At 44.7% G+C, this 21713-nt stretch carries 20 protein-coding genes and 1 riboswitch; of the genes, 14 read left to right on the top strand and 6 right to left on the bottom strand.

Features of this window, described 5'->3' with window-relative positions:
• The first annotated feature begins 320 nt into the window (after positions 1–320).
• From KE627_RS06075 to KE627_RS06090, 4 genes are all read left to right on the top strand, one after another.
• Positions 321–869 carry an RNA 2'-phosphotransferase gene (locus KE627_RS06075; RefSeq protein ID WP_056938849.1) on the top strand — a complete coding sequence of 183 codons (549 nt, stop codon included), beginning with the start codon at positions 321–323 and terminating at the stop codon, positions 867–869.
• Positions 870–1315: 446 nt separating this feature from the next.
• Positions 1316–1792, top strand: a complete 477-nt coding sequence (locus KE627_RS06080) for a hypothetical protein (RefSeq protein ID WP_056938848.1) — start codon at positions 1316–1318, stop codon at positions 1790–1792.
• Between the two features lie 270 nt (positions 1793–2062).
• Positions 2063–2155, top strand: a riboswitch (TPP riboswitch).
• A gap of 124 nt (positions 2156–2279) precedes the next feature.
• Positions 2280–3557: an acetylornithine deacetylase gene (locus tag KE627_RS06085; protein WP_056938847.1), complete on the top strand. Its 1278-nt coding sequence runs from the start codon at positions 2280–2282 to the stop codon at positions 3555–3557.
• Positions 3554–4102: an ECF transporter S component gene (locus tag KE627_RS06090; protein WP_013729105.1), complete on the top strand. Its 549-nt coding sequence runs from the start codon at positions 3554–3556 to the stop codon at positions 4100–4102. Before KE627_RS06085 ends, KE627_RS06090 begins: the two co-directional genes overlap by 4 nt.
• Before the next feature lie 64 nt (positions 4103–4166).
• Here KE627_RS06090 and KE627_RS06095 read toward each other — a convergent pair whose 3' ends face one another.
• Positions 4167–4775 (bottom strand): anthranilate synthase component II, encoded by a 609-nt coding sequence (locus KE627_RS06095; RefSeq protein ID WP_013729104.1) that lies wholly within the window; start codon positions 4773–4775, stop codon positions 4167–4169.
• Positions 4759–6237 carry an anthranilate synthase component I family protein gene (locus KE627_RS06100; protein ID WP_056938846.1) on the bottom strand — a complete coding sequence of 493 codons (1479 nt, stop codon included), beginning with the start codon at positions 6235–6237 and terminating at the stop codon, positions 4759–4761. The genes KE627_RS06095 and KE627_RS06100 overlap by 17 nt, the downstream gene beginning before the upstream one ends.
• 1069 nt (positions 6238–7306) lie before the next feature.
• Between KE627_RS06100 and aroF the strand changes: the two genes are divergently transcribed.
• The 3 genes from aroF (at position 7307) to KE627_RS06115 (ending at position 10484) form a co-directional block, all read left to right on the top strand.
• Positions 7307–8323: a 3-deoxy-7-phosphoheptulonate synthase gene (gene aroF, locus KE627_RS06105; protein WP_013729102.1), complete on the top strand. Its 1017-nt coding sequence runs from the start codon at positions 7307–7309 to the stop codon at positions 8321–8323.
• The gene (gene aroB / locus KE627_RS06110; RefSeq protein WP_013729101.1) at positions 8320–9402 is read left to right on the top strand and encodes a 3-dehydroquinate synthase; all 1083 of its coding nucleotides are present in this window, start codon (positions 8320–8322) and stop codon (positions 9400–9402) included. Before aroF ends, aroB begins: the two co-directional genes overlap by 4 nt.
• Before the next feature lie 299 nt (positions 9403–9701).
• Positions 9702–10484, top strand: a complete 783-nt coding sequence (locus tag KE627_RS06115; RefSeq protein ID WP_013729100.1) for a hypothetical protein — start codon at positions 9702–9704, stop codon at positions 10482–10484.
• Positions 10485–10524: 40 nt separating this feature from the next.
• Here the strand turns inward: KE627_RS06115 and KE627_RS06120 are convergent, their stop codons facing one another.
• Positions 10525–11250 (bottom strand): response regulator transcription factor, encoded by a 726-nt coding sequence (locus KE627_RS06120; RefSeq protein WP_013729099.1) that lies wholly within the window; start codon positions 11248–11250, stop codon positions 10525–10527.
• A gap of 187 nt (positions 11251–11437) precedes the next feature.
• On the opposite strand from KE627_RS06120, the gene KE627_RS06125 reads away from it, so the two are divergent.
• The 6 genes from KE627_RS06125 (at position 11438) to phoU (ending at position 16842) form a co-directional block, all read left to right on the top strand.
• On the top strand, positions 11438–12331 hold the full coding sequence (locus KE627_RS06125) for a phosphate ABC transporter substrate-binding protein PstS family protein (protein WP_013729098.1): 894 nt from the start codon (positions 11438–11440) through the stop codon (positions 12329–12331).
• Positions 12332–12708: 377 nt separating this feature from the next.
• On the top strand, positions 12709–13632 hold the full coding sequence (pstC, locus tag KE627_RS06130; RefSeq protein ID WP_013729097.1) for a phosphate ABC transporter permease subunit PstC: 924 nt from the start codon (positions 12709–12711) through the stop codon (positions 13630–13632).
• Entirely contained in the window at positions 13629–14516 is an 888-nt protein-coding gene (gene pstA, locus KE627_RS06135; protein ID WP_013729096.1) for a phosphate ABC transporter permease PstA, read from the top strand. The genes pstC and pstA overlap by 4 nt, the downstream gene beginning before the upstream one ends.
• A gap of 9 nt (positions 14517–14525) precedes the next feature.
• The gene (gene pstB, locus KE627_RS06140) at positions 14526–15320 is read left to right on the top strand and encodes a phosphate ABC transporter ATP-binding protein PstB (RefSeq protein WP_013729095.1); all 795 of its coding nucleotides are present in this window, start codon (positions 14526–14528) and stop codon (positions 15318–15320) included.
• Between the two features lie 11 nt (positions 15321–15331).
• Positions 15332–16087 carry a phosphate ABC transporter ATP-binding protein PstB gene (gene pstB / locus KE627_RS06145; protein ID WP_013729094.1) on the top strand — a complete coding sequence of 252 codons (756 nt, stop codon included), beginning with the start codon at positions 15332–15334 and terminating at the stop codon, positions 16085–16087.
• A gap of 14 nt (positions 16088–16101) precedes the next feature.
• Positions 16102–16842, top strand: a complete 741-nt coding sequence (phoU, locus tag KE627_RS06150) for a phosphate signaling complex protein PhoU (protein WP_013729093.1) — start codon at positions 16102–16104, stop codon at positions 16840–16842.
• Positions 16843–16949: 107 nt separating this feature from the next.
• Here the strand turns inward: phoU and KE627_RS06155 are convergent, their stop codons facing one another.
• From KE627_RS06155 to KE627_RS06165, 3 genes are all read right to left on the bottom strand, one after another.
• Positions 16950–17864: an NADP-dependent oxidoreductase gene (locus KE627_RS06155; protein ID WP_013729092.1), complete on the bottom strand. Its 915-nt coding sequence runs from the start codon at positions 17862–17864 to the stop codon at positions 16950–16952.
• Positions 17865–18522: 658 nt separating this feature from the next.
• Positions 18523–18780, bottom strand: a complete 258-nt coding sequence (locus KE627_RS06160; RefSeq protein WP_013729090.1) for a hypothetical protein — start codon at positions 18778–18780, stop codon at positions 18523–18525.
• Positions 18781–18955: 175 nt separating this feature from the next.
• A complete protein-coding gene (locus KE627_RS06165; RefSeq protein ID WP_013729089.1) occupies positions 18956–20143 on the bottom strand; it encodes an MFS transporter in 1188 nt (395 codons plus the stop codon).
• Positions 20144–20386: 243 nt separating this feature from the next.
• On the opposite strand from KE627_RS06165, the gene KE627_RS06170 reads away from it, so the two are divergent.
• Complete coding sequence (locus KE627_RS06170; RefSeq protein ID WP_013729088.1) at positions 20387–21592, top strand: PTS transporter subunit EIIC; 1206 nt, start codon at positions 20387–20389, stop codon at positions 21590–21592.
• Positions 21593–21713: the final 121 nt, after the last annotated feature.

Raw genomic sequence — 21713 nt, forward strand, 5'->3', positions numbered from 1 at the left:
ATAAGAAATCTTGATAAACAACACCCCTATCTAATCGTTTCTGGAACTTCACAATTTCGTCACACTTATTTAAGGCTGAGTTAAGTTGGCAACCATAATATAAAGACAATCAATTTTGAAAGATAAATTGGTTTACAAGTGAATTTACTCCTCCAAAGTATAAAACTTGATTATCTTACGTCTCCCCCAAGAAGTAAGATCCCCTCTAATATGAATATGATTTGTAGCAACGCCTGGGCCTTAGTACCGGGCGTTTTTTGTGGTTTGCCCACAATTGGGATTATAATAAAGATAATATTGAAACGATTGGAGTCAGTAAAATGGATCATCAATTAACCAGGTTGAGCAAGCGTCTGTCGTACGTCCTCAGACACCATCCGGACAAAATTGGCATCCAGTTGGATCGATATGGACGAGTGGACTTACAAACCCTCATCCAAAAATTTAACCAGCACTTTGGGACACCAATTAGTGAGAAAATCATTCGAGAAATTATGAAAGATAGCGACAAACAACGTTATGCGATTGAAGGTCACACGATTAGGGCGCTATACGGCCACAGCATCCCCGTAGATCCACTGACGCCACCCGTTGAACCTCCAGAGAAGCTGTACCATGGAACGACTCATGCGGCTGCCAGATTCATTGTCGACGAAGGATTAAAAAAGATGGACCGGGATTTTGTTCATTTATCCGCAAATCCCCAAATGGCGATTCAGGTGGGGAAACGGCGTGATCCTCATCCTGTGATTTTTGAAATTGAAGCAAGAAAAGCCGCGGCTTCAGGACTGTTATTTTATCCAACCGAAAGTGGCATTTGGTTGGTGGATTCAATGCCGGCTAAGTTTCTAAAGATTATCAATCAGTAATGATATTTTAGTGGAGGTCAATATGAGTGATCAGGCAGATGAGAAAGAACCGAAGCCAACTAAGATTCGCCGGCCGATGCAGGGCAACTGTCCAAAGTGTCATCGACCAATGTCTATCAGTTACGGCTTGAACAGGTGCCCTAACTGCGGGTTTATATTCAAGTCGAACTTTAAGGTTGAATAGGGTTGATCAGATTCATTGAAGAAGTTCGCAAGGTCAATTGGTGAGCGGTTTGCGTTCATTGATTGCCCTTTTTTGCTGCCTAAATTTTACAAAAGTCCCAAGGATTTCTAAAGATTATGCGGCTTCCTTCCCAATTTTAACTAATTTAAGTCCCAATTAAGCTTGCCCCGATATTCTAGCAACATCAAGTATGAAGGGAGGGCAACTGAAATAGGTTCCAGATCAAACCAACAAACGTTAAATTGAAAGGAAGTTATCATCCATGAAAATTAAAAAATATTTAGTCACATTTGGGGCTGCAGCCGCAATGGTTGCCCCAACATTTCTGAGCAGCGTCGTTGCCAATGCCGATGCAGTTCAACCTCAACGACAACAACAAGGCCACAAACAAGACAATGCCAAGGCCGCTAAGCAGGTCGGCGGTAAAAATCTGTCCCAGCAACCTCGTGAGACAGGCAGTCAGTATACCAATGACAATTCTGGCTACAATGTGACCGTCAAGGCAACCAACCTCATTAATACTTTGCACTACAATGTTAAAACGTCAACGGATAGTGGCGCCTCCAGTGCTGATCCATTTTCAATCAGTATCTACAAAGATGGTGAACTATACAAAACGATTAGTTCATCCACTGGCACATTGAGCGGTAGCCTGTGGGTCGGTTCCGGAACCTACTCAATTAAGGTATATACCAGCAGCGCTGCCAGTCACTGGACAGGCGGTCTGGCAACATCATAATCAACTGGATTTTCGAGAATAAAGTTTTCATTTTGGTCAAATGAAACGATTGTGGGAGTGGGACGCGAGGCGTTTTGATCCCAGAGTTTAAGTGAAGAAACGAGTTATTCCTGTTTTGGGAATGACCCGTTTCTTTGCTTAAATGGCCGGGATCAGCCGATCAGCAAGTAGGCTCACAGGCCTTGACCTCACAACATCAAAAAATTAACTTTGACATTTCGTCAATTCGTTATATCATAAAACCAGCCAAGTAATTTGTGTCTAATTGAATAAAGTAGTCTGGGGTGCCCTAAACGGCTGAGATAAATACCCATTGAACCTGATGCAGTTAGGACTGTCGAAGGAAGAACGAAATTTTTTTGTGTGAGCAAATAGATATAAAGTCGATTCAACTTTTAATCTGTTCCCTCTTTCTTCGAGGCTTTGAAGAAAGGGGGATTTTTTGTTTCCAAACCATAGATGATCAAATAATTGGAGGGAGTCGAAGTTGACAGATAAACAAGCGTTACTTCAGGCAGTTGATGCGCACCAAAATCAACTGTTAGCGTTATTGGACCGGCTAATTTCATTTGAAACGATGTCACCACCTGCCCGCAACACAGTGGCAATTCAACGTTTTCTTGATGATGAATTAACCAAAATTGGATTTAAGACTAAGCAAGAAGCTTTTTATGATGGCGATGAGCTGCTCTCGGCTGAGAAACCGGGGACTGATGCAGCTAACTATCATAGTTTGCTGTTGAATGGTCATGTTGATGTGGCTACCGTTGATCGTCAGAGTTGGCACACCGATCCGTTCAAATTAGTCCACGAGGGTGATCTACTCTACGGGCGGGGTGTCAGTGACATGAAAGGTGGTATCTCAAGCTTTGTGTACATCTTTTCACTGCTCCAACAGCTTGGGATTGACCTGCCTGGAGATTTGCGGTTCCAATCTGTCGTTGGTGAAGAGGCTGGAGAAGCCGGAACCAAAACCTTACTGAAAAATGGTGAAACGGCTGATTTTGCAGTGGTTGGCGATACCAGCAACTTGAAATTTCAAGGTCAGGGAGGCGTCGTGACCGGCTGGATTACACTCAAGAGTCCCCACATTTACCACGATGGGAACCGAGCAGCAATGATTACCACTGGCGGTGGCCTGAAAGCGGCCAATATGATCGAGAAAATGATGGTCGTGATTCAGGCTTTGGAGAAATTGGAACAGTACTGGGGGATTACAAAGCGTTATCCTGGGTTTGCCCCGGGAATCGATACAATTAACCCCGCTTATATTGAAGGGGGGTTACATCCGGCTTACATTCCGAGCGTCACGAAATTATGGATCACCGTGCATTTTTACCCAAATGAAAATGTTGATGATATAACCCATGAAATCGAGGATCAAGTCCTTGCTGCGGCAAAAGCCGACCCTTGGCTGCGGGATAATCTGCCCACCTTTCCTTGGGGCGGTGATTCGCTATTAGTCGATAAAGGCGAGGTGTTCCCGTCACTGGAGCTAGACCCCGACCATCCAGGGATGAAGGCACTTGAGAGCAGTTTTGCCGAAGTGGCCGGTAAACAACCAACCTTGGGGATGTCACCGTCCGTATCAGATAGCGGTTGGTTTGGTTACTGCCATATTCCAGCGGTTGATTTTGGACCGGGAACCATGGAACAAGCTCATAGTGATAATGAAAGTCTTAGTTTTCAGCAATTATTAACGTATACCAAAATTATGGCCGCATTCATTTATGATTGGTGTCATTCAAAAGGAGAAAAATCATGAAAAAGAAATTTCGCTTACAGGATGTGATTCTGTTAGCCATTGTTGCAATCGTTTTTGGTGCCATCTTTGTCGGGACAGATTATCTGTATAATTTCCTGGCAGTTGCCATTGGACCATTCTCAAACGAGGCACTGTTTGGCCTTTGGATTATGGCCGGACCATTGTCGATTTACTTGGTAAGGGTGCCGGGAGCGGCAATTATTGGTGAAGTATTAGGTGCCGCTGCAGAGGTCATTTTTGGCGGAACCTTTGGTGCTAGTGCACTTATTTCTGGAATTGTGCAAGGAATCGGAAGTGAGCTTGGGTTCACGCTGTGGGGATACAAGAACTGGGGTTGGCCGGTACTAACTACCTCAGCGGTTACGACCACCGTCGTTTCCTTTGGATATGAACTGTTCCGTCTGGGTTATGTCCATTATCACCTGCCAATGATCTTGGCATTGTTCTCAGTCCGTCTGATCTCCGTGTTCTTCTTCGGGGCTGTCTGTGTCCGAGCAATATTCAAGATGCTCAGCCGCTCGCAAGTGCTCAGACAAGTTCAATAGAATATATGAAAACTAAAGGGATTGCGGCAAAATGATCAGTTTTGCCGCAATCCCTTTTTTCGGTTTAACGAGCTGTAGTCGATACTTTAGCGATCTTGACGATTGTTAGAAAATTGTTGATAATCTGTTTTCCCACTTCTGGATCAGTCATGATTGATTCTGGATGGAATTGAACGCCATAGACCATCTTGGCTGGATTGCTGATCGCCATGATTTCTCCGTCATCAGTTACCGCGGTGACATCCAAGCTATCGGGAACCGTTGTTGGATCAACGATGAGTGAATGATACCTGGCTGCTTCAAAATGACGTGGGCAGTCCGCGAAGAGTGGATCGTCTAAGGAAACTTGGATATTTGAGGGTTTCCCATGCATTAACTTGGGGGCGTGCACTACTTTGGCCCCCAAAGCTTCTGCGATGGCTTGATGTCCAAGGCAAACGCCAAAAATCGGGACCTTGCCGAGGAATGCGTCTAAGATCGCCGGCATGTTACCAGCATCTTCTGGGCGGCCGGGTCCGGGGGAGAAAATGACGCTTTCAGGATTTGCTTTCATTAAATTTTCAACGGTGATGGCATCGTTTTTCACCACTTTGATCTCTTCAGAGGTCTGGGTGCCAATCAATTGGTATAGGTTGTATGTGAAACTATCGTAGTTATCAATTAGATAATGCATCGCAAACGCCTCCCTTGGCTGCTGTTTCCTGCAGTGCCGTCACAATTGCTCTGGCTTTGTTGTTAAACTCCTGGTATTCATGTTTGGGGATGCTGTCGGCGACAATCCCGGCCGCACTGCGGACGACTAAATCGTCACCTTTCCGATATGCTAATCGAATCCCAATACACATATCGAGGTCACCATCAAAACCCAGATAGCCTAGGCAACCACCATAAAGGCCGTGTTTGTTGTTTTCCAGTTTGCCAATAATCTGCATTGCAGAAATTTTGGGCGCACCGGAAAGGGTCCCCGCTGGGAGTAATGAATGAATGATATCAATTGACGAAACGTCCGGATCGACTTTACTTTCAACCACGGAACCCATGTGCATCACGCTCGAGAACTTCAGCAGGTTCCGATACGCGGTCACTTTGACCGATCCAAATTGACTGATGCTTCCCAGATCATTTCTTCCTAAATCAATCAGCATATTATGTTCTGATAATTCTTTTGGATTGTGTTGTAGTTCGTCGGTAAAAGCGTCGTCTTCAATCTGATTTTTCCCTCTCCTTCTGGTGCCGGCCAACGGATACGTGAATAATGTTTGGCCTCGTTTGGTAATCATGGTTTCCGGTGAAGCACCGATTGTTTCAAAATCGTTGTGGCGAAAATAAAATTGATACGGCGATGGGCTTTCTTTGAATAAAGTTGGCGTGGCAGCAAACAGCGAACCGGTCATTTTGGAATGTTGCGGATTGGAGAGCTGGACTTGGAAGATGTCGCCATCGACAATGTGATGTTTTGCTTCTGCGACCTTTTCCTCGAATTCGCTTAAAGAGAACTGCAATTTGAATGGTGTCATTGTAAATGGGGGGAGCGGCTGTTGCTCATGGACTTGCAGAATTTCCTCCTTCAGATTGGTTAAGCCACTTATTACCGATTCATATTGCGTCGTGAGCTGATCGGCAGGGATCACTTGAATTAACGTGACCATTTTGGTCGTGTGATTATAAGCAATGACCCGATTAATGAGCACCAGGTCGACATCATTGAGTTTCATTGGGTCACTGACGGCTGGTAAATCTGCGGTAGTCGCATAGCGAGCGTAGTCGTAACTGAAGTAACCGACGAGCCCGCCTGAAAATGGCGGCATGTGTTTCAGTTTTGGCATTCGATTGTCCGCCAAAATCCGTTCCAGAACAGGCTTTAAATCCGTTGTTTCATGTGAAACATTGCCTTGCTCATCCGAGCGGGTTAAGACGCCGTTTCGATAAGTGATGGTCATCGTCGGATTCAATCCGATAAATGAATACCCGTCTTCCTGCTTCTTCGGTTTTCCAGTTAGTAAGAAGCATGGTGCATCTGGTTGATCGAATCGTTGCGTCACAGCGATAGGGTCAAAGTCCTGCATTGCAAAATTAATTGAAATTGGTATAGCTGAAAAATCCTTTGTATATTGTTTAAGTTGGTCTAGATTCATGATGGTGTCCTCCATTACTTTAGTGTGTTTTGCTAAATGCTAAAGTTGGATTTGCCATCGTTTTCTTGATGTTTTCATGAAATGTTCCTCCATATTTGGGTATTTGCTGGATTGCGTCATCCTCTGATTGACATATTTTTCACGCATGTCGAGGAGCACGTTTGTTAAGCCTTTGTGTGCTCCCTTCTGCTTTGAAAATACGCTCCGACGGCCGGGTGAAACCCTGCCTAGCCTACTTGGCGACGGGCCAGAGGCTAACTTCTAAGTGCACTTTAATTAAAGTTCCAAACCCAGGAACTTCAATCAAAGTACCCTTAGAAACCGCCTCTCCCGGCCCTCGTCGCGCTCTAAATAAAAAATCCGCCCCAAATGTTTTCACATTAAGGACGGATCATTCCGCGGTGCCACCTTTGTTTAATTGATCGAAAAAGACAGTCCACCATTCAGTAGAGTCACTCTTTTCCGTCAACTACGCTTAGCAAGGGACCAACATCCCTCCGACAACTGACGTATGCCAACACGTTTCTTCGTACTCGATCACTTTCGGAAGAACCCTCGGTGGTCCATTTAACTGCTTGCGTTCGGCCGCATTCTCAGCAATAGCGACTCTCTTGACGTGCACAACAATCTTGATCTCCACTTCAATGGTTTATTTAGGACGGTATTTAATTGCCATTAAAATTACGCTCTTTATGAGAAGATGTCAAGAAAATTCATAATTTAAACTTTGGGGTTGACACATCTTGGAATTCATTATATGCTCTATGCAATTAAAATTTAACTTTCTTAGGAGATTCTAATCATGATAAAAATTAATTCAAAAATTAATCGATTTTATTACTATTGGTTCGTTTAGTGTTCACACCGGACAGGATGTGGGCACTCACTCACATCTTGTGCGGCCAATAGTATTTCATCATGATTACTTACTTCGGTCACACAGTTATTTACCAAATATACTGCGGGACCAATTTTTTTACCCAAAATTCTGACTCCCGTAGTGTTGTACACACTGTGGGAGTTTTATTTTATTCAAAAACACGTCAAACACAGAAATGGAGATAATATTATGATTATTGTACTTAAAAACGGACACGAAGACATTATTGACGAGATCAAGAGTCGCTTTACCGAAACCAACGAGGTATTTGTTCATAACAACCGCGTGGCAATCCAAGGCGTAAGTGAAGATGGCTTAAATGCTGAAGAAAAGAATGCCATTGACTTAATCATCGACAACGTTCCCGCCGCTGTTCAGGGGAGCCGCCTCTTTCACCCGGAAGACACCGTTGTTGTGACACCGCACAGTCAAATTGGCGGCGATAACTTCACGATGATGGCAGGTCCTTGCTCAGTTGAGTCTGCGGAACATGTCATGAAGATGGCTAAAGTTGCCAAGAGTGGTGGGGCCACAATCCTTCGGGGCGGTGCTTTTAAACCTCGAACCTCCCCTTACTCATTCCAAGGTCTTGGCGAAGATGGTTTGAAATTTCTTAGAGCTGCCGCTGACGCTTACGACATGGACGTGTTAACTGAAGTCATGGATCAAGACCACGTGGCAATGGTTGAACAATACACGGATATTTTCCAAATTGGCGCCCGAAACATGCAGAACTTCTCACTTTTGAAGGCAGTCGGCAAGACTCAGACTCCAGTAATGCTAAAACGGGGAATGTCTGCTACGATTGATGATATCTTAAATGCAGCTGAGTACATCGCCGCTGGTGGCAACCATAACATCATCATTACTGAACGAGGGATTCGGACATTTGATAACAAATACACCCGCAACACCTTAGACGTTGGCGCAGTTCCAGTGCTTCAAAAACTGACTCACTACCCAGTCATCGTAGACCCAAGCCATGCCGCCGGCCACACAGAATTTGTGACTCCCGAGGCATTGGCCGGAGTTGCGGTTGGTGCCAGTGGTTTAGTTGTTGAAATTCATGATGATCCTGCTCATGCATTCTCAGACGGCGCCCAAGCACTTAAGCCAGATGAATACCGTGCGATGGCTCAGCAGGCATTTGCAATCCGGAAAGTGATCACGACCCCTGTCGAAGAAAAAAGTGAGGTTAAATTATGAAAATCATTAAAGTTGATTTACCAGATCGTTCATACAATGTCGAAATTGCCCGCGGAATCCTTGGGTGCACCGGTCAGTTGGTGTCCAGTGTTTGGAGCAAGCGCAAAATTGCCCTGGTGAGTGACAGCAACGTTGCGCCCCTTTACCAGGCCCAAGTCGCTGAGGCTCTAGAAGCTGTTGGCTTCACTGTTCACGAGTACCAATTTCCCGCTGGTGAAGAATCAAAATCCGTAGACGTTTTAGCTGACCTTGCCCGGCAAATGGCCGCTGACAGTTTCAACCGCGATGATGGTGTCATTGCCTTGGGTGGCGGTGTGACCGGTGACCTAGCCGGTTTTCTGGCAGCGACATACATGCGTGGCATCAGCCTGATTCAGATGCCAACCTCGTTGTTGGCCCAGGTTGACAGTTCAGTCGGCGGTAAAACGGCTGTTGACTTGGATACCACCAAGAACATCATCGGCTCATTTTACCAACCGGATTTGGTAATTATCGATCCGGACACTTTGAAAACCTTAAAAACTCGCGACTTGGTTGAGGGGTACGGTGAAATTGTCAAAGTGGCGGCGTTATCCGATGGTGATTTGTGGAACTTAGTCAAATCAATCAACTCACCTGAAGACATTTTGGCCAACGCTGAAGAATTGAGTATTCATTCGATTCAATACAAAGCAGACATTGTCATGGGTGATGAAAAAGAGGGTGGCGGCCTCCGCCAATTGCTTAATTACGGTCATACAATTGGGCATGCTGTTGAAGCGCTCTCTGACGGTGGCCTTCGCCACGGGGAAGCCGTCAGCATTGGCATGATTGCCATGCAGCAGATTTTTGAAGACAAGGGCTTGGCCTTGACCGGCATCACTCAAGAACTCCGGGAACGTTTAGAAGCGGTTGGATTGCCGGTTACTTCAGATTTATTGGATTCTGACCAAGTATTTGAAAAGATTAAGAATGACAAGAAGAATCGTGACGGTCATTTAAGTTTGATCTACATTCACACAATTGGTGGACCGGTTATCAAATCAATTCCGAGTGACCAAGTCAAAGATTTCTTGGCAATTAAGACTGTTAAAGCATAATGTTTCATGTGAAACAATTTAAATGCAGATTTATTTCTAATTGAGGTTGGGACATTAATTGCTACGGCGGCTTTCATTGCCACTTTGATTGCCACTGTTATATTGATAAAACGTGCAACGATCGGCTGATCCCGGCCATTTAAGTGAAGAAGCGAGCCATTCCAAAACAGGAATAGCTCGCTTCTTCACTTAAATTCTGGGATCAAAACGCCTCGCGTTCCACTCTCTTTTTGTTCCCTTTTTCAAAAAAGCGTAAACTAGTATTGAGATGAATTTTAAATGTAAAAGGAGGGATCTCAATGGCTAAGCCACGTCCACGTGAACAAACCTATGAATTTACTGATAAACCCTCCTACCGTGAATGGCTGATTGAGACTGTTCGAGCGGCGCTGCCCGATGGCTTGGAACTGGCCGCCAGCAATTATGCCCGCTCCACGGCCAGTTCATACTGGCTGATTAAGGGGTATGACGATCATGATCAAGTTTTCTGGCTGACACTTCGGATTGCCACTCATCGGCTTTGGCTGCAGAACGCCCACCAAATTGAGGTATTGTGGGAAGAGCCGGGGACCTTTGGTGATTTATTTAATGCGGTGTCCAACAGTCTTCACCCAGTGGCGGTCCAAAACGCAAAATTTACTTTGAGTTCGCTGGACATTGCTGTGTTGAACTTGCTGATCGCTCTTGAACACCACAAATTGATTTGGTTCATTAGAATGGTTCCAGACATCGCCAAGGCACACAAAGATAAGTTGTTCGATTTAAAGAGCGACTTCCTCGATTGCCAACTATTGCTGGGCGACCGGAACAATGCGAATAATCTGTTACTACCAGTTGATGTCCCAGCGTTTCAGCATCAATTAGCGACATATTTTGGCGAAAATCTCTTATTCTCACAATTTACCAAACATTCATTGCTTAAACTCTTACCCACCAACCAATGGATCCAGCCAATGCTTGATGAGCAGGGAAATGATGGTGAATGGGAAGATGAGGTTAGAACCGCGTATGGGCAGGACTTTGTCGAATTATGTCAGCGTGAGTTGAAGCATCAAGCAAGAATATATAAGAAAACCACCTAGCCTTTGAATGGCCAAGTGGTTGTTGATGTCCGATTAACGGTTACTGGACGTGAGATTGCTGGTTGCCTTTATTCTTAAATAAATATCCAAATCCCCTGATGGTTGTTAGCATCTGGGGATTTTTTGGTTCGATTTCGATCTTTTTGCGCAGGTTACTGATATGGGTGTCAATAATTCGCAAGGTCGCCCCGGTGGTGTTACCCCATACTGCCGAGGCAATCTGGGTTCGGCTGAGAACGGTGTTGGAATTGCTGACAAAGAATAGAAGCAATTTATATTCGATTGGACTTAAATTGAGCTTTTGGTGGCCGTTATTAACTTCAAATTTACTCAAATCAATCTTCAAGTGACCGACCACCAGACTTTCCGACTCCTGACTCTGCTGTGTCAGCTGGAGATTGTCTTTATTTTGATAGACCCAAATTTTTTGAACAATTCTGGCGACAATTTCACTTGGTGATTCGTCATAAATGTAATCATCCAAATGATAATCCAAAAAATAGGAACAAATCGTTTCCACGGACCGTGGCTGTTTATCCAGCAGCAAGATTGGCCCGGCAATTTGACTGCGGAGAATCTGCAGTTCCGAATCGTTTTCCGGCAGTTCAGTTGTGTCTAAGTCCCAGACGACTCCGGAAACTTGTTGAAGCAGATGATCAAGGGGTTCAAATGAGATTCTGGTATTAATTTGAAAGGCGGCAAGTAGTTTCTCAAGCTTATCCGCCAGCTTTAAGTTCTGGCTGATCAATAAGATTTCCAATGGCATCCGGTCTTCCTCCATATTAGTTAAATTGTTTACATCTTAAGTTATGCCATACTTTTTGATAAAAATGGCCGGTTTTACGTTACTTTTACATAAACGAAACTCGATATTTACATGCTGTTGTTATATTAACAATGTACTTAAATGAGTACTAAAAAAACTTGGGTTTTCATTAGGAGGAAATCGAATTATGAAAAAAAGATCCTTTTTTTCAACTATCGTAGCAGTAGCAGCTGTCGGAGTTTTACTTGCGGGGTGTGGTTCGTCCAGCAGCTCTAAGTCAAAGAAAAGCTCAGCTGATTCGAATGTCAAGATCACGGCGGTTGGTTCAACTGCTTTGCAGCCATTAGTTGAACAAGCAGCAAGCAATTATCAAAAAGCAAATAAAGGGGTTAACATTTCTGTTCAGGGTGGCGGTTCTGGAACTGGTTTGAGTCAAGTTCAAACCGGCGCGGTACAAATTGGTAACTCAGATATCTTCGCTGAACAACAAGATGGGATTAAAGCAAAAAAATTAGTTGATCATCAAGTTGCCGTTGTTGGAATGACACCAGTTGTTAACAAAGATGTCAATGTCAGCAATTTGACCATGGCACAATTAAAGGGCATTTTCACTGGTAAGTATACTAACTGGAAGCAGGTTGGCGGCAAGAACGAAAAGATTACCGTTGTGAACCGTGCGCAAGGTTCAGGTACGCGTGCCACATTTGAATCAGCCGTCCTTGAGGGTGCCAAAGCAGTTAAGGCCCAAGAACAAGATTCAAACGGAACTGTTCAAAAGATTGTTTCAAGCACACCAGGAACGATCAGTTACTTGGCCTTCTCATACGTTAACAGCAAGCTCAAGGCATTGTCAGTTAACAATGTAAAGCCAACTGATGCCAACGTAACCACCAACAAATGGAAGATCTGGTCATATGAACATATGTACACTAAGGGTCAACCAAACAAAGCAACTAAGAAGTTCCTGAACTACATGGATTCAAGCAAGGTTCAAGACAGCTTAGTTCAAAAACTTGGTTACATCAGTATTCATGATATGAAAGTAACGAAGAATGCAAGTAATGCCGTCTCTGAAAAATAGAGCGCGACAAGGGCCGGGAGAGGCGGTTTCTAAGAGTACTTTAATTGAAGTTCCTGGGTTTGGAACTTTAATTAAAGTGCACTTAGAAGTTAGCCTCTGGCCCGTCAGAGCGTATTTTAAAGGCAGAAGGGAGCACAAAAGCACCTAACAAACGTGCTCCTGGAGAGGCGGTTTCCAAGGACACTTTAATCAAAGTGCACTTAGAACTCAGTCTCATGGCTCGAACCAAGTTTTCACTAGGTAATCTTCACGCACCATTAACTCTACAAACTAAACACAAAACCAACGAAGGCTGAAGGCAAATCAAATGCCTCCAGCCTTCCTCAAGTTAAGGTACTCATTTAAAATTCATTCGACTAAATTATAGGAGGTTAATCATGGATGAAATCAAACATGATCTTCAAAACCCATCAAAAGCGACGCACGAAGACTTATTCGGCCGCGGGATTACGTATCTCTGCATCGGCTTCGTCAGCTTGCTGGTTATCTCAATTCTGTACTTCATTACCACCCGTGGGTTAGCGACCTTCACAACGAACCATGTCAGTTTATGGAAATTCTTATCTGGCACCAACTGGAATCCGGCCCTACTGGACAAACACGGTAATCCCCAGATCGGTGCGCTCCCAATGATCGTCACTTCGTTTAGTGTCACGGTACTCGCCGCAGTAGTTGCAACCCCATTTGCACTGGGGGTGGCCTTATTCATGACCGAAATTGCGCCGGAGCGGGGAACCAAAATTCTCCAACCGGTCATCGAACTGTTAGTGGGAATTCCTTCAGTTGTCTACGGGTTCATCGGGCTTTCAGTTATCGTGCCACTGATCCGTCACTCATTTGGCGGCACTGGTTTTGGGATTCTTGCCGGAACCTTGGTCCTGTTCGTCATGGTGCTACCAACCATTACGTCACTTTCAGTTGACAGTATTAAAGCTGTGCCGATGTTTTATCGGTCTGCGTCATTGGCGTTAGGAGCTACCAGATGGCAAACCATTTATAAAGTGGTGCTGCGATCAGCCACTCCAGGAATTTTAACCGCCGTCATCTTCGGGATGTCACGGGCATTTGGTGAAGCCCTGGCCGTTCAAATGGTTATTGGTAACGCTGTTCTCATGCCTCATGGCTTATTAACACCATCGTCAACTTTAACCAGTCAATTAACGACCGGAATCGGAAACACCACGATGGGGACCCTGCCAAATAACGCTTTATGGTCACTAGCTTTGATTCTGCTATTGATGTCATTAGTCTTTAACATCTTAGTCAGAGTAATCGGAAAGCGAGGGAGCCTGAAAAAATGAATTCTAAAACGAGTAATAACATTGCCACTGGTGTAATTTATTTTCTGGTTGCCTGTGTTTTGGCGATTCTGGTCTTCCTGCTCGGCTATATCTTGATTACTGGGATTCCCCATGTATCATGGCACTTCCTAACGTCGGCAGCACAATCGTTCGCTGCTGGCGGCGGCATTCGGGATCAATTGTTCAACTCGATGTACCTGTTGGTCCTCACGTTGATCATTTCGTTTCCAATTGCCTTGGGTTCTGGGATTTATCTTTCAGAATACGCCCCTGACAACTGGGTAACCGGCGTAATTCGAACTGCCGTTGAAGTATTGAGCTCATTGCCATCAGTTGTTGTTGGGTTGTTTGGCTTCCTATTGTTTGTGGTTAATTTCCACATGGGCTTCTCAATTTTAGCTGGGGCGATTGCCCTGACATTCTTCAACTTACCGCTTTTAACCAGAAGTATTGAGGAATCACTCCAGGATGTTTCCGAATTACAGCGTGAGGCGGGGCTATCACTGGGTTTATCACGTTGGAAAACCATCACCGGGATTGTTTTGCCAGCCGCATTGCCTGGTATTTTGACCGGAATTATTTTAAGTGCCGGCCGGGTATTCGGTGAAGCCGCTGCCTTGATTTATACCGCTGGACAAAGTGCGCCGACGGTTAATTACGGTGACTGGAATCCGATGGACAGTGCCAGTTTCCTGAACTTTATGCGCCCAGCCGAAACCTTAGCGGTGCATATTTGGAAGGTGAACACTGAGGGGGTTACCCCTGATGCGGCTTCCATTTCAAGTGGGGCATCAGCCGTATTGATCGTTGTGATTTTACTGTTCAACCTATTGGCCCGCATGCTGGGACGTTGGTTGTACAAACGCATGACAGCAACGAAGTAGGAGATTATTATGCAAGAATATGACTATAATAAAACGCACATTATCGATATTCCGTTAGAAAAAGCGATGACCACCGAAAACCTGCAGGTGTTTTATGGTGACAACCACGCCATGCACGACGCCACCTTACAATTTCCCCGACATCGCATTACCGCTTTGATTGGGGCTTCCGGATCCGGTAAATCGACCTATTTACGCTGTCTGAACCGGATGAACGACCGGATTGCGACCGTTCAAGGAAAAATTATGTATCGGGATATGGATATTAATTCAAAAAAGATTAACGTCTATGAAGTTCGCAAGCATATCAGTATGGTGTTTCAGCGTCCCAATCCGTTTGCCAAATCGATTCGTGAAAATATCACCTTTGCTCTCAAACGCAATGGTATCAAGGACAAGCAAGAGCTTAATAAACGCGTTGAGGAAAGCCTGAAGGCCGCCGCTCTTTGGGATGAGGTTAAAGATGATCTTGATAAAAGTGCCTTGGCCTTATCAGGCGGTCAGGCTCAGCGGCTTTGTATCGCCAGATGTGTTGCAATGAAGCCGGATATCCTCCTCTTAGACGAACCGGCAAGTGCGCTGGATCCAATTTCCACTGCCAAAATTGAGGACACCTTAATGGAACTTCGCAAGAATTACTCCATTATTATTGTGACCCATAATATGCAACAGGCGTCACGAATCGCGGACTACACCGCATTCTTCCACATGGGCCATGTTCTGGAATACGACGTGACTGAGAAAATATTTACGACACCACAAATAAAGGCAACCGAAGATTATATCTCCGGGAACTTCGGTTAGGAGGCTGAACAATGCCAAAAATCATTACGAGTAAAGATGTCCATTTAAGTTATGGACCCAAAGAGGCGCTCCATGGCATTAGTTTGGACTTTGAAGAACACGATATCACAGCTTTAATCGGCCCATCCGGCTGTGGGAAGTCGACTTATCTGCGTTGTCTCAATCGGATGAACGATTTAATTAAAGGGGTCACGATTACCGGATCGATGAAGCTTGAAGACGAAGATATTTACGCCCCCGGAACAGACATTGTTGACCTGCGAAAGCGGGTTGGCATGGTGTTCCAACAGCCCAATCCGTTCCCATTCAGCGTCTATGAAAATGTCGCTTATGGACTGCGGCTGGCTGGTGAGAAGGATAAGCACGTTTTGGATGAGCGGGTTGAAACCAGCTTGAAGCAGGCAGCGATCTGGGATGAGGTCAAAGACCACCTTTACGATAATGCCCTGTCATTTTCAGGTGGTCAGCAGCAGCGAATCTGTGTTGCCAGAGTGCTGGCAGTTCAGCCCGAAGTGGTGCTGTTGGATGAGCCAACGTCCGCTCTGGATCCAATTTCAAGTGCCAAAATTGAGGATACTTTGTTAAATATCCGCAACCAATACACCATCATCATCGTGACCCATAACATGCAGCAGGCCTCACGAATTTCAGATAAGACCGCCTTTCTCTTGAACGGCGATCTGGTCGAATTCAGCAAGACCGAGAAGATGTTTATTCACCCCGATGATGAGAAGACCAGCGATTATTTGAACGGAAAGTTTGGCTAGGAGGAATAGAGACGATGAGAGAATTATTTGACGACGAGTTAAAAAAGCTCCACGGCCGGTTTGTGGAAATGGGCCTGACGATCAGTGAACAAATTTATAAATCAACTACGGCATTTATTGAGCATGATAAAAAAGCCGCCCAAGAAGTCATCGATGCCGACGAGGAAACCAATTCAGATGAAATGAAATTGGAAAAACAGGCTTTGAGCTTGATTGCCTTACAACAGCCGGTTGCGACCGACTTTCGGGTAATCATCAGTATTTTAAAAGCCAGTTCTGATTTGGAACGAATTGGTGATCATGCGGTTAGTATGGCTCGCGAAACTATTCGTGTAAAAGGTAATCCCCGGATTCCCAAGGTTGAAAAGGCCATTGCCAAGATGACCGAAGAAGTCCGAGATATGTTGGAGAGTGCATTGGATGCTTATGTGAAGAGCGATGCCGACGCCGCTAAAAAGTTATCCGACAATGACGTCAAAGTTGATGAACAGTATCTGTTAATTAGGGATGAAATTACCGAGGCCGTGCAATCAGATACCGCAACGATCGCGGCCAGCTCCAGTTACTTTATGGTGATTAAACTTCTTGAACGAATTGGTGATCACATCGTCAACCTGGCGGAGTGGATTGTTTATTCGGCTGCCGGCCAGATTGTCGAACTGAATCCTGGCAAATCAAATCCTGAGCTGGTTGACAAACTATACTCTGAGGCAATTGTGAAGGATAAAGATAAGGGCAAGGATTCTTCGAAATAAGGGATTTAAGTTGAGATGAAATAAATCCAAATTAAAAGGTCAGGGCATCATTCTGGTGAATGATGTTCTGACCTTTTTGCGTTTCAGTATTTCTGTTTATCACAATCTTACTTGGCAATCACAATTCGGCCGGCGTGCTTGGAGTCCAGCAGTTGATGGCCCTTAATGACCCCGTCGAGGGTAAATGGTAGCTTGTAACCGATACGAATTTTGAGTTTGCCTGCCGCCATCAGTTTTAACATGGCATTCAAAGCATCATCATCCGAGATTTCCTGGGTTGGGTGAATGTGATTGAAATGAACCGTTTTATCGGTTGGCGCATCGTTGTCGGCAACACTGGCGACAATTCCGTCATCTTTAACGATTTTGACGTCACTTTCGGCGCCGTTGCCGTTTAATGCAGCATCAATCACGACATCAGCTGTGTCTGCCAAAACTTCTGCTGGATCTTCCTGGTCGTAAGCAACGTATTGATCAACGCCCAATGATTTGACATATTCTTCATTTTCGCTGGAACCGATGCCGATGACTTTGGCACCAACATCCATGGCAATTTGGGCGGCAAGTGAGCCAACCCCGCCAGAAGCCCCCTTCACGACAACGGTTTGGCCGGCTTGAACTTTGCCAAACAGGTGAACACCTTTATAAGCGGCCAGACCGGGAGTCACAATCCCAGCTGCGGCTAGATAGGGAACACCACTGGGGATTAAGACGGTATTGGAATCCTCGCCAATTGAATATTCAGCGTAGGAATGATGGCCGTGAGCGACAACCCGATCACCAATATCAAAACCAGTGACATCTTCGCCAACTTTTTCAACAAAGCCGGCCACGTCTCTTCCGGGGATGATTCGGTGGTCGACTGGTTTGAATTGACCAGCTCGCTGTAATGCTTCAAAGTTATTTAAGTTGAAGGCTTCCGTTTTGATTAAGATCTGATTGGATTTGATTTCGGGGGTTGGGACTTCATACTCCTGAAACACCTCGGGACCGCCATTTTTTTCGTAACCGAATGCTTTCATCAAAATCGCTCCTTTGTTTGTATTTATACAAACTCAGTGTAATTCATATGCATGTGAAAGCAATTAATTTGAATGAGAGTTGTCTGGTTCGGCAGTTCTTTTCATCAGCGCCTCATTAGTGTAATTAATAGGGCATTTTTTGTTTGTCGGTCAAGTGACGGGTTGGCATGGGAAAATTCCTTTCTTTTGAGAGATGATTTATTCATTATCCCCTCTCTTAAAAGTTGTCTCTGGGATCAGCTTACATCCAGTAAAGGCCATTCATCTTTCTGTAACCAAATTTGTCAAAATAATCGCTGCAACAACCGCAATGATTACAAGAAATAGACCAATTAAAATGGACCACCCTGATCCAGAATAAACTGCATTTGACGGGAAGTTTGCCAAATAAATCATGAAACTGCAATTAATCGCAAATTGAATCAACCATAGTATCTTCTTGTGCATACTTCATTTCTCCTATCATCAATAAGAAAAGTCCTCAACAATTTGTATCTGTTGGGGCTTGGGTGTTCATCCTATCAGGACTTTTTGGCACTTTGACTATATCATATCAGGGGGAAATGCCCCCTAACAATCATTACACGCATTAAAAAAAGTTACGTATTTGGGTCAATGAAACATCCATACGAAGCAACTGTTGTCCTTAAGTATCTCCTTATTTGGTTCCAATCACAAACCCTTGATGCATATTGCCAGTGTCATATTGATCGGACCACTGGAAGTTAGTCAGGTAGATGCCGATGACGTATTCCTTTTGACGTTTAGCAGCAGTATAGCCGTTAGCCACTAGAATTGCCTTAATTTTTGCTAACCGCTGCTGGTTGGTTAACCGGTTTTTGACATTCAAAAAGTCATCCATTGCCTTGAAAGTAGCTACATTATTAACAATCTTATCCTTAGGTTCACGAAACAACGCATACCGACTTAATGGCTTGGAAACGGTACTATTGGGAAACAGTGATAAAATATCACGCGTTAACTGATGGTATTTGGATTGAAGTCAATATTTGAGACAGATTTTAAGGGACATTCAGAACGGCGTTTAAGTGTGTGATGGATTTAACATATCGCGAATGCAAGGCGCCAAACTAGTCTCCTGCCTTCGTCGACGAATGCGCCTTAATGGCCCGGTTAATCAAAAATAGCGAACCAAGCGAAAGAACTGCAAAAACAACCGATCCAATACTGATTCTATCCAGGCCAACAATGCCCACTAAACTCGAAGCCGTCGCGGATCCCAGGGAAATACCAAAATTGAAGAAAATTGAACTCAGGGATGATGCAAAGACCAGCGACTGTGGGTATTCTGATTCTGCCAGATTTAGGAAATGAATTTGAACCGGTGAATTGATGATTGTCACAATCAATGTCAGGATCAGCATGATGGCCAGACCGACAATTTTACTGTGTAATGCAAATGGAAAAACTGCCAGTAAGAGGATATCGACAACGTAAAAGAGCGGTACCTTTTGCAGGCTGTTTGGTTTTTCGGCCAGCATTCCTGATAGCCGATTACTGATGATACTCATAATCCCGATGATGAACAACAGCCAGTTCAAACTCTGGGTACTGAAGCCCATCGACGTGGTGAGCAGCGGGCGAATATATGTGTAGTAGCCGTACATGGTTGCGGCCGTGAATAAGACCAGGAAGACACCGTAATAGATTCGGGGATCCAATAAAATTGTCAGCTGATTTTTGATGGTGCTGGTTGTCTGCTTAACTTTCTTTGGCAGGATTTGTGTTAACAATATAAAGGTCAGAATGCTAATAACCGAAATTCCCCAGAAGGTGTAACGCCAACCGAAGCTTGTGCTGACGGCAACGCCGATTGGCACCCCAAAGACTGACGCAATGCTGAAGCCGGCAAAGATCCAAGAAACCAGTGAAGCCCGTTTGTCCCGTGGTGCAATTGTGCTGGCGAAAGTCATGATCAGTGAAATGATTGACCCGGCTGTCGTTGCGGTGATGATTCTGGAGGCCATCATGGTTAGGTAGCCAATTGAAAGGGCACTGAGTGTGTTACCAATCAAAAAGACAATCATTAGGGTTAACAGGGTTTTATAGCGACTGTACCGACTTGTTAGGATTGTGACAAATGGTGTACTGACGGCGTAAACCATCGCGAAGATGGTGACCAAGTAACCCATGGTTGAGATTGGCGTGTGAAATTGGGCCGATAAATCCGGCAGAATCCCGACAACAATGAATTCGTTGCACCCCAACATAAAGGCAACGAGGATGAATACTAATGATTGAACTTTATACTTAGTCACTTGCAGACCCTCCAATGGTCAAATTGTTTCATGTGAAACTTCCTCTCAAATCATAGCACAAGCAACCACAGTGTGTGGTTATAATCCCAAGTTAAGACAGATTTTTTGATAGATGTTGTCTGTCCATGGAAATGGTAATGAAAACGTTTGTAGAGGTGCTTTCAGGCAAGAAATTCTGTCAATCTTCTTGCATCTGTGACGAAAACTTGTAGAATGGTTCGAAGTGACTATTTTGAGGAGGATATGCATTTGTTTATCACAACGATTAAAAAGACCCAAAAAGGATTTCTCGGATTCATTAACTTATTGGCTGATATCTTTGTTCCAATCATTCCCGCAATCGTGGCGGCTGGTTTGCTAATGGCACTTCACAATGTTTTAGTGGCGCCCCACCTATTTATGACTGCTTCTTTAGTTGCTGCATACCCTCAGTTTAAAGGATTTGCGGCGTTTATTAATGTCTTGGCTAACGCACCGTTCGCATTTTTACCGGTCTTAATTGGATTCTCAGCCACCAAGCGCTTTGGTGGGAATCCATACTTAGGAGCTGCCATGGGGATGATGATGGTGTCGCCCGCCCTTGTAAGTGGCTACGATGTGAGCAATGCGGTTGCCAATCATTCACTTGGTTATTGGCACATTTTGGGGATGCCAGTCGCCCAAGCAGGCTATCAGGGATCCGTCATTCCAATGTTGGCGGTGGCCTGGCTGCTGTCAGTCATTGAGAAACAGTGCCATAAAAGACTTCCAGAAGCACTTGATTATACATTTGCACCACTCATTACGATTTTATTGACTGGAATTTTGACCTTTATGATTGTTGGCCCAGTTATGCGGGATGTCAGCGATGGCTTAACCAACGGTTTATTGTGGTTGTACCAGACTTCGGGGGCCTTTGGAACAGGCGTCTTAGGCTTGTTCTATGCACCTTTGGTCATTACAGGCCTGCATCAGAGTTTTCCAGCAATCGAGACCCAGCTAATTGCTAACGTGAAACAAACCGGTGGCAGTTTCATTTTTCCGATTGCGTCAGTATCAAATATTGCTCAGGGTGCTTCGGCACTAGCGGTTTTCTTTTTAACTAAGGATAAGCAACAGCGGGGACTGGCGTCATCAGCTAGTATGTCCGCTTTGCTGGGAATCACGGAACCGGCAATGTTTGGGATTAATCTTAAGTTAAAGTTCCCATTCATCGCCTCAATGATCGGTTCGGCTGTCGCCTCAGTTTATTTGGGACTTACCCATGTTTTGGCAGTCTCACTAGGCTCTAATAGTGTTTTGGGATTCATTAGTATTGCGACCAACGCCATCCCGGCATTCTTGATTAGCATGGTCATTGCTTTTGTGGTTAGTTTCTCATTGACTTACGTTTATGGTCGCCGTCAAGAAGTGAGCGACCTGCTGGGTAAGGATGACAAGGATGCTGGCGAGGCGATTGTGGCTGACTAATGAGTGAGCGAGTAGTCGGCATCACATAATAAGTAGAATAATGCCCCCTCAATTCAGACGGATATACAAAAATTCAAAACGAGCCTCATTACAACATCCGATTTTACTTCACTTCTCAAAG

Origin of the sequence: Lentilactobacillus buchneri, from assembly GCF_018314255.1 — a bacterium.
Classification (GTDB): Bacteria; Bacillota; Bacilli; order Lactobacillales; family Lactobacillaceae; genus Lentilactobacillus; species Lentilactobacillus buchneri.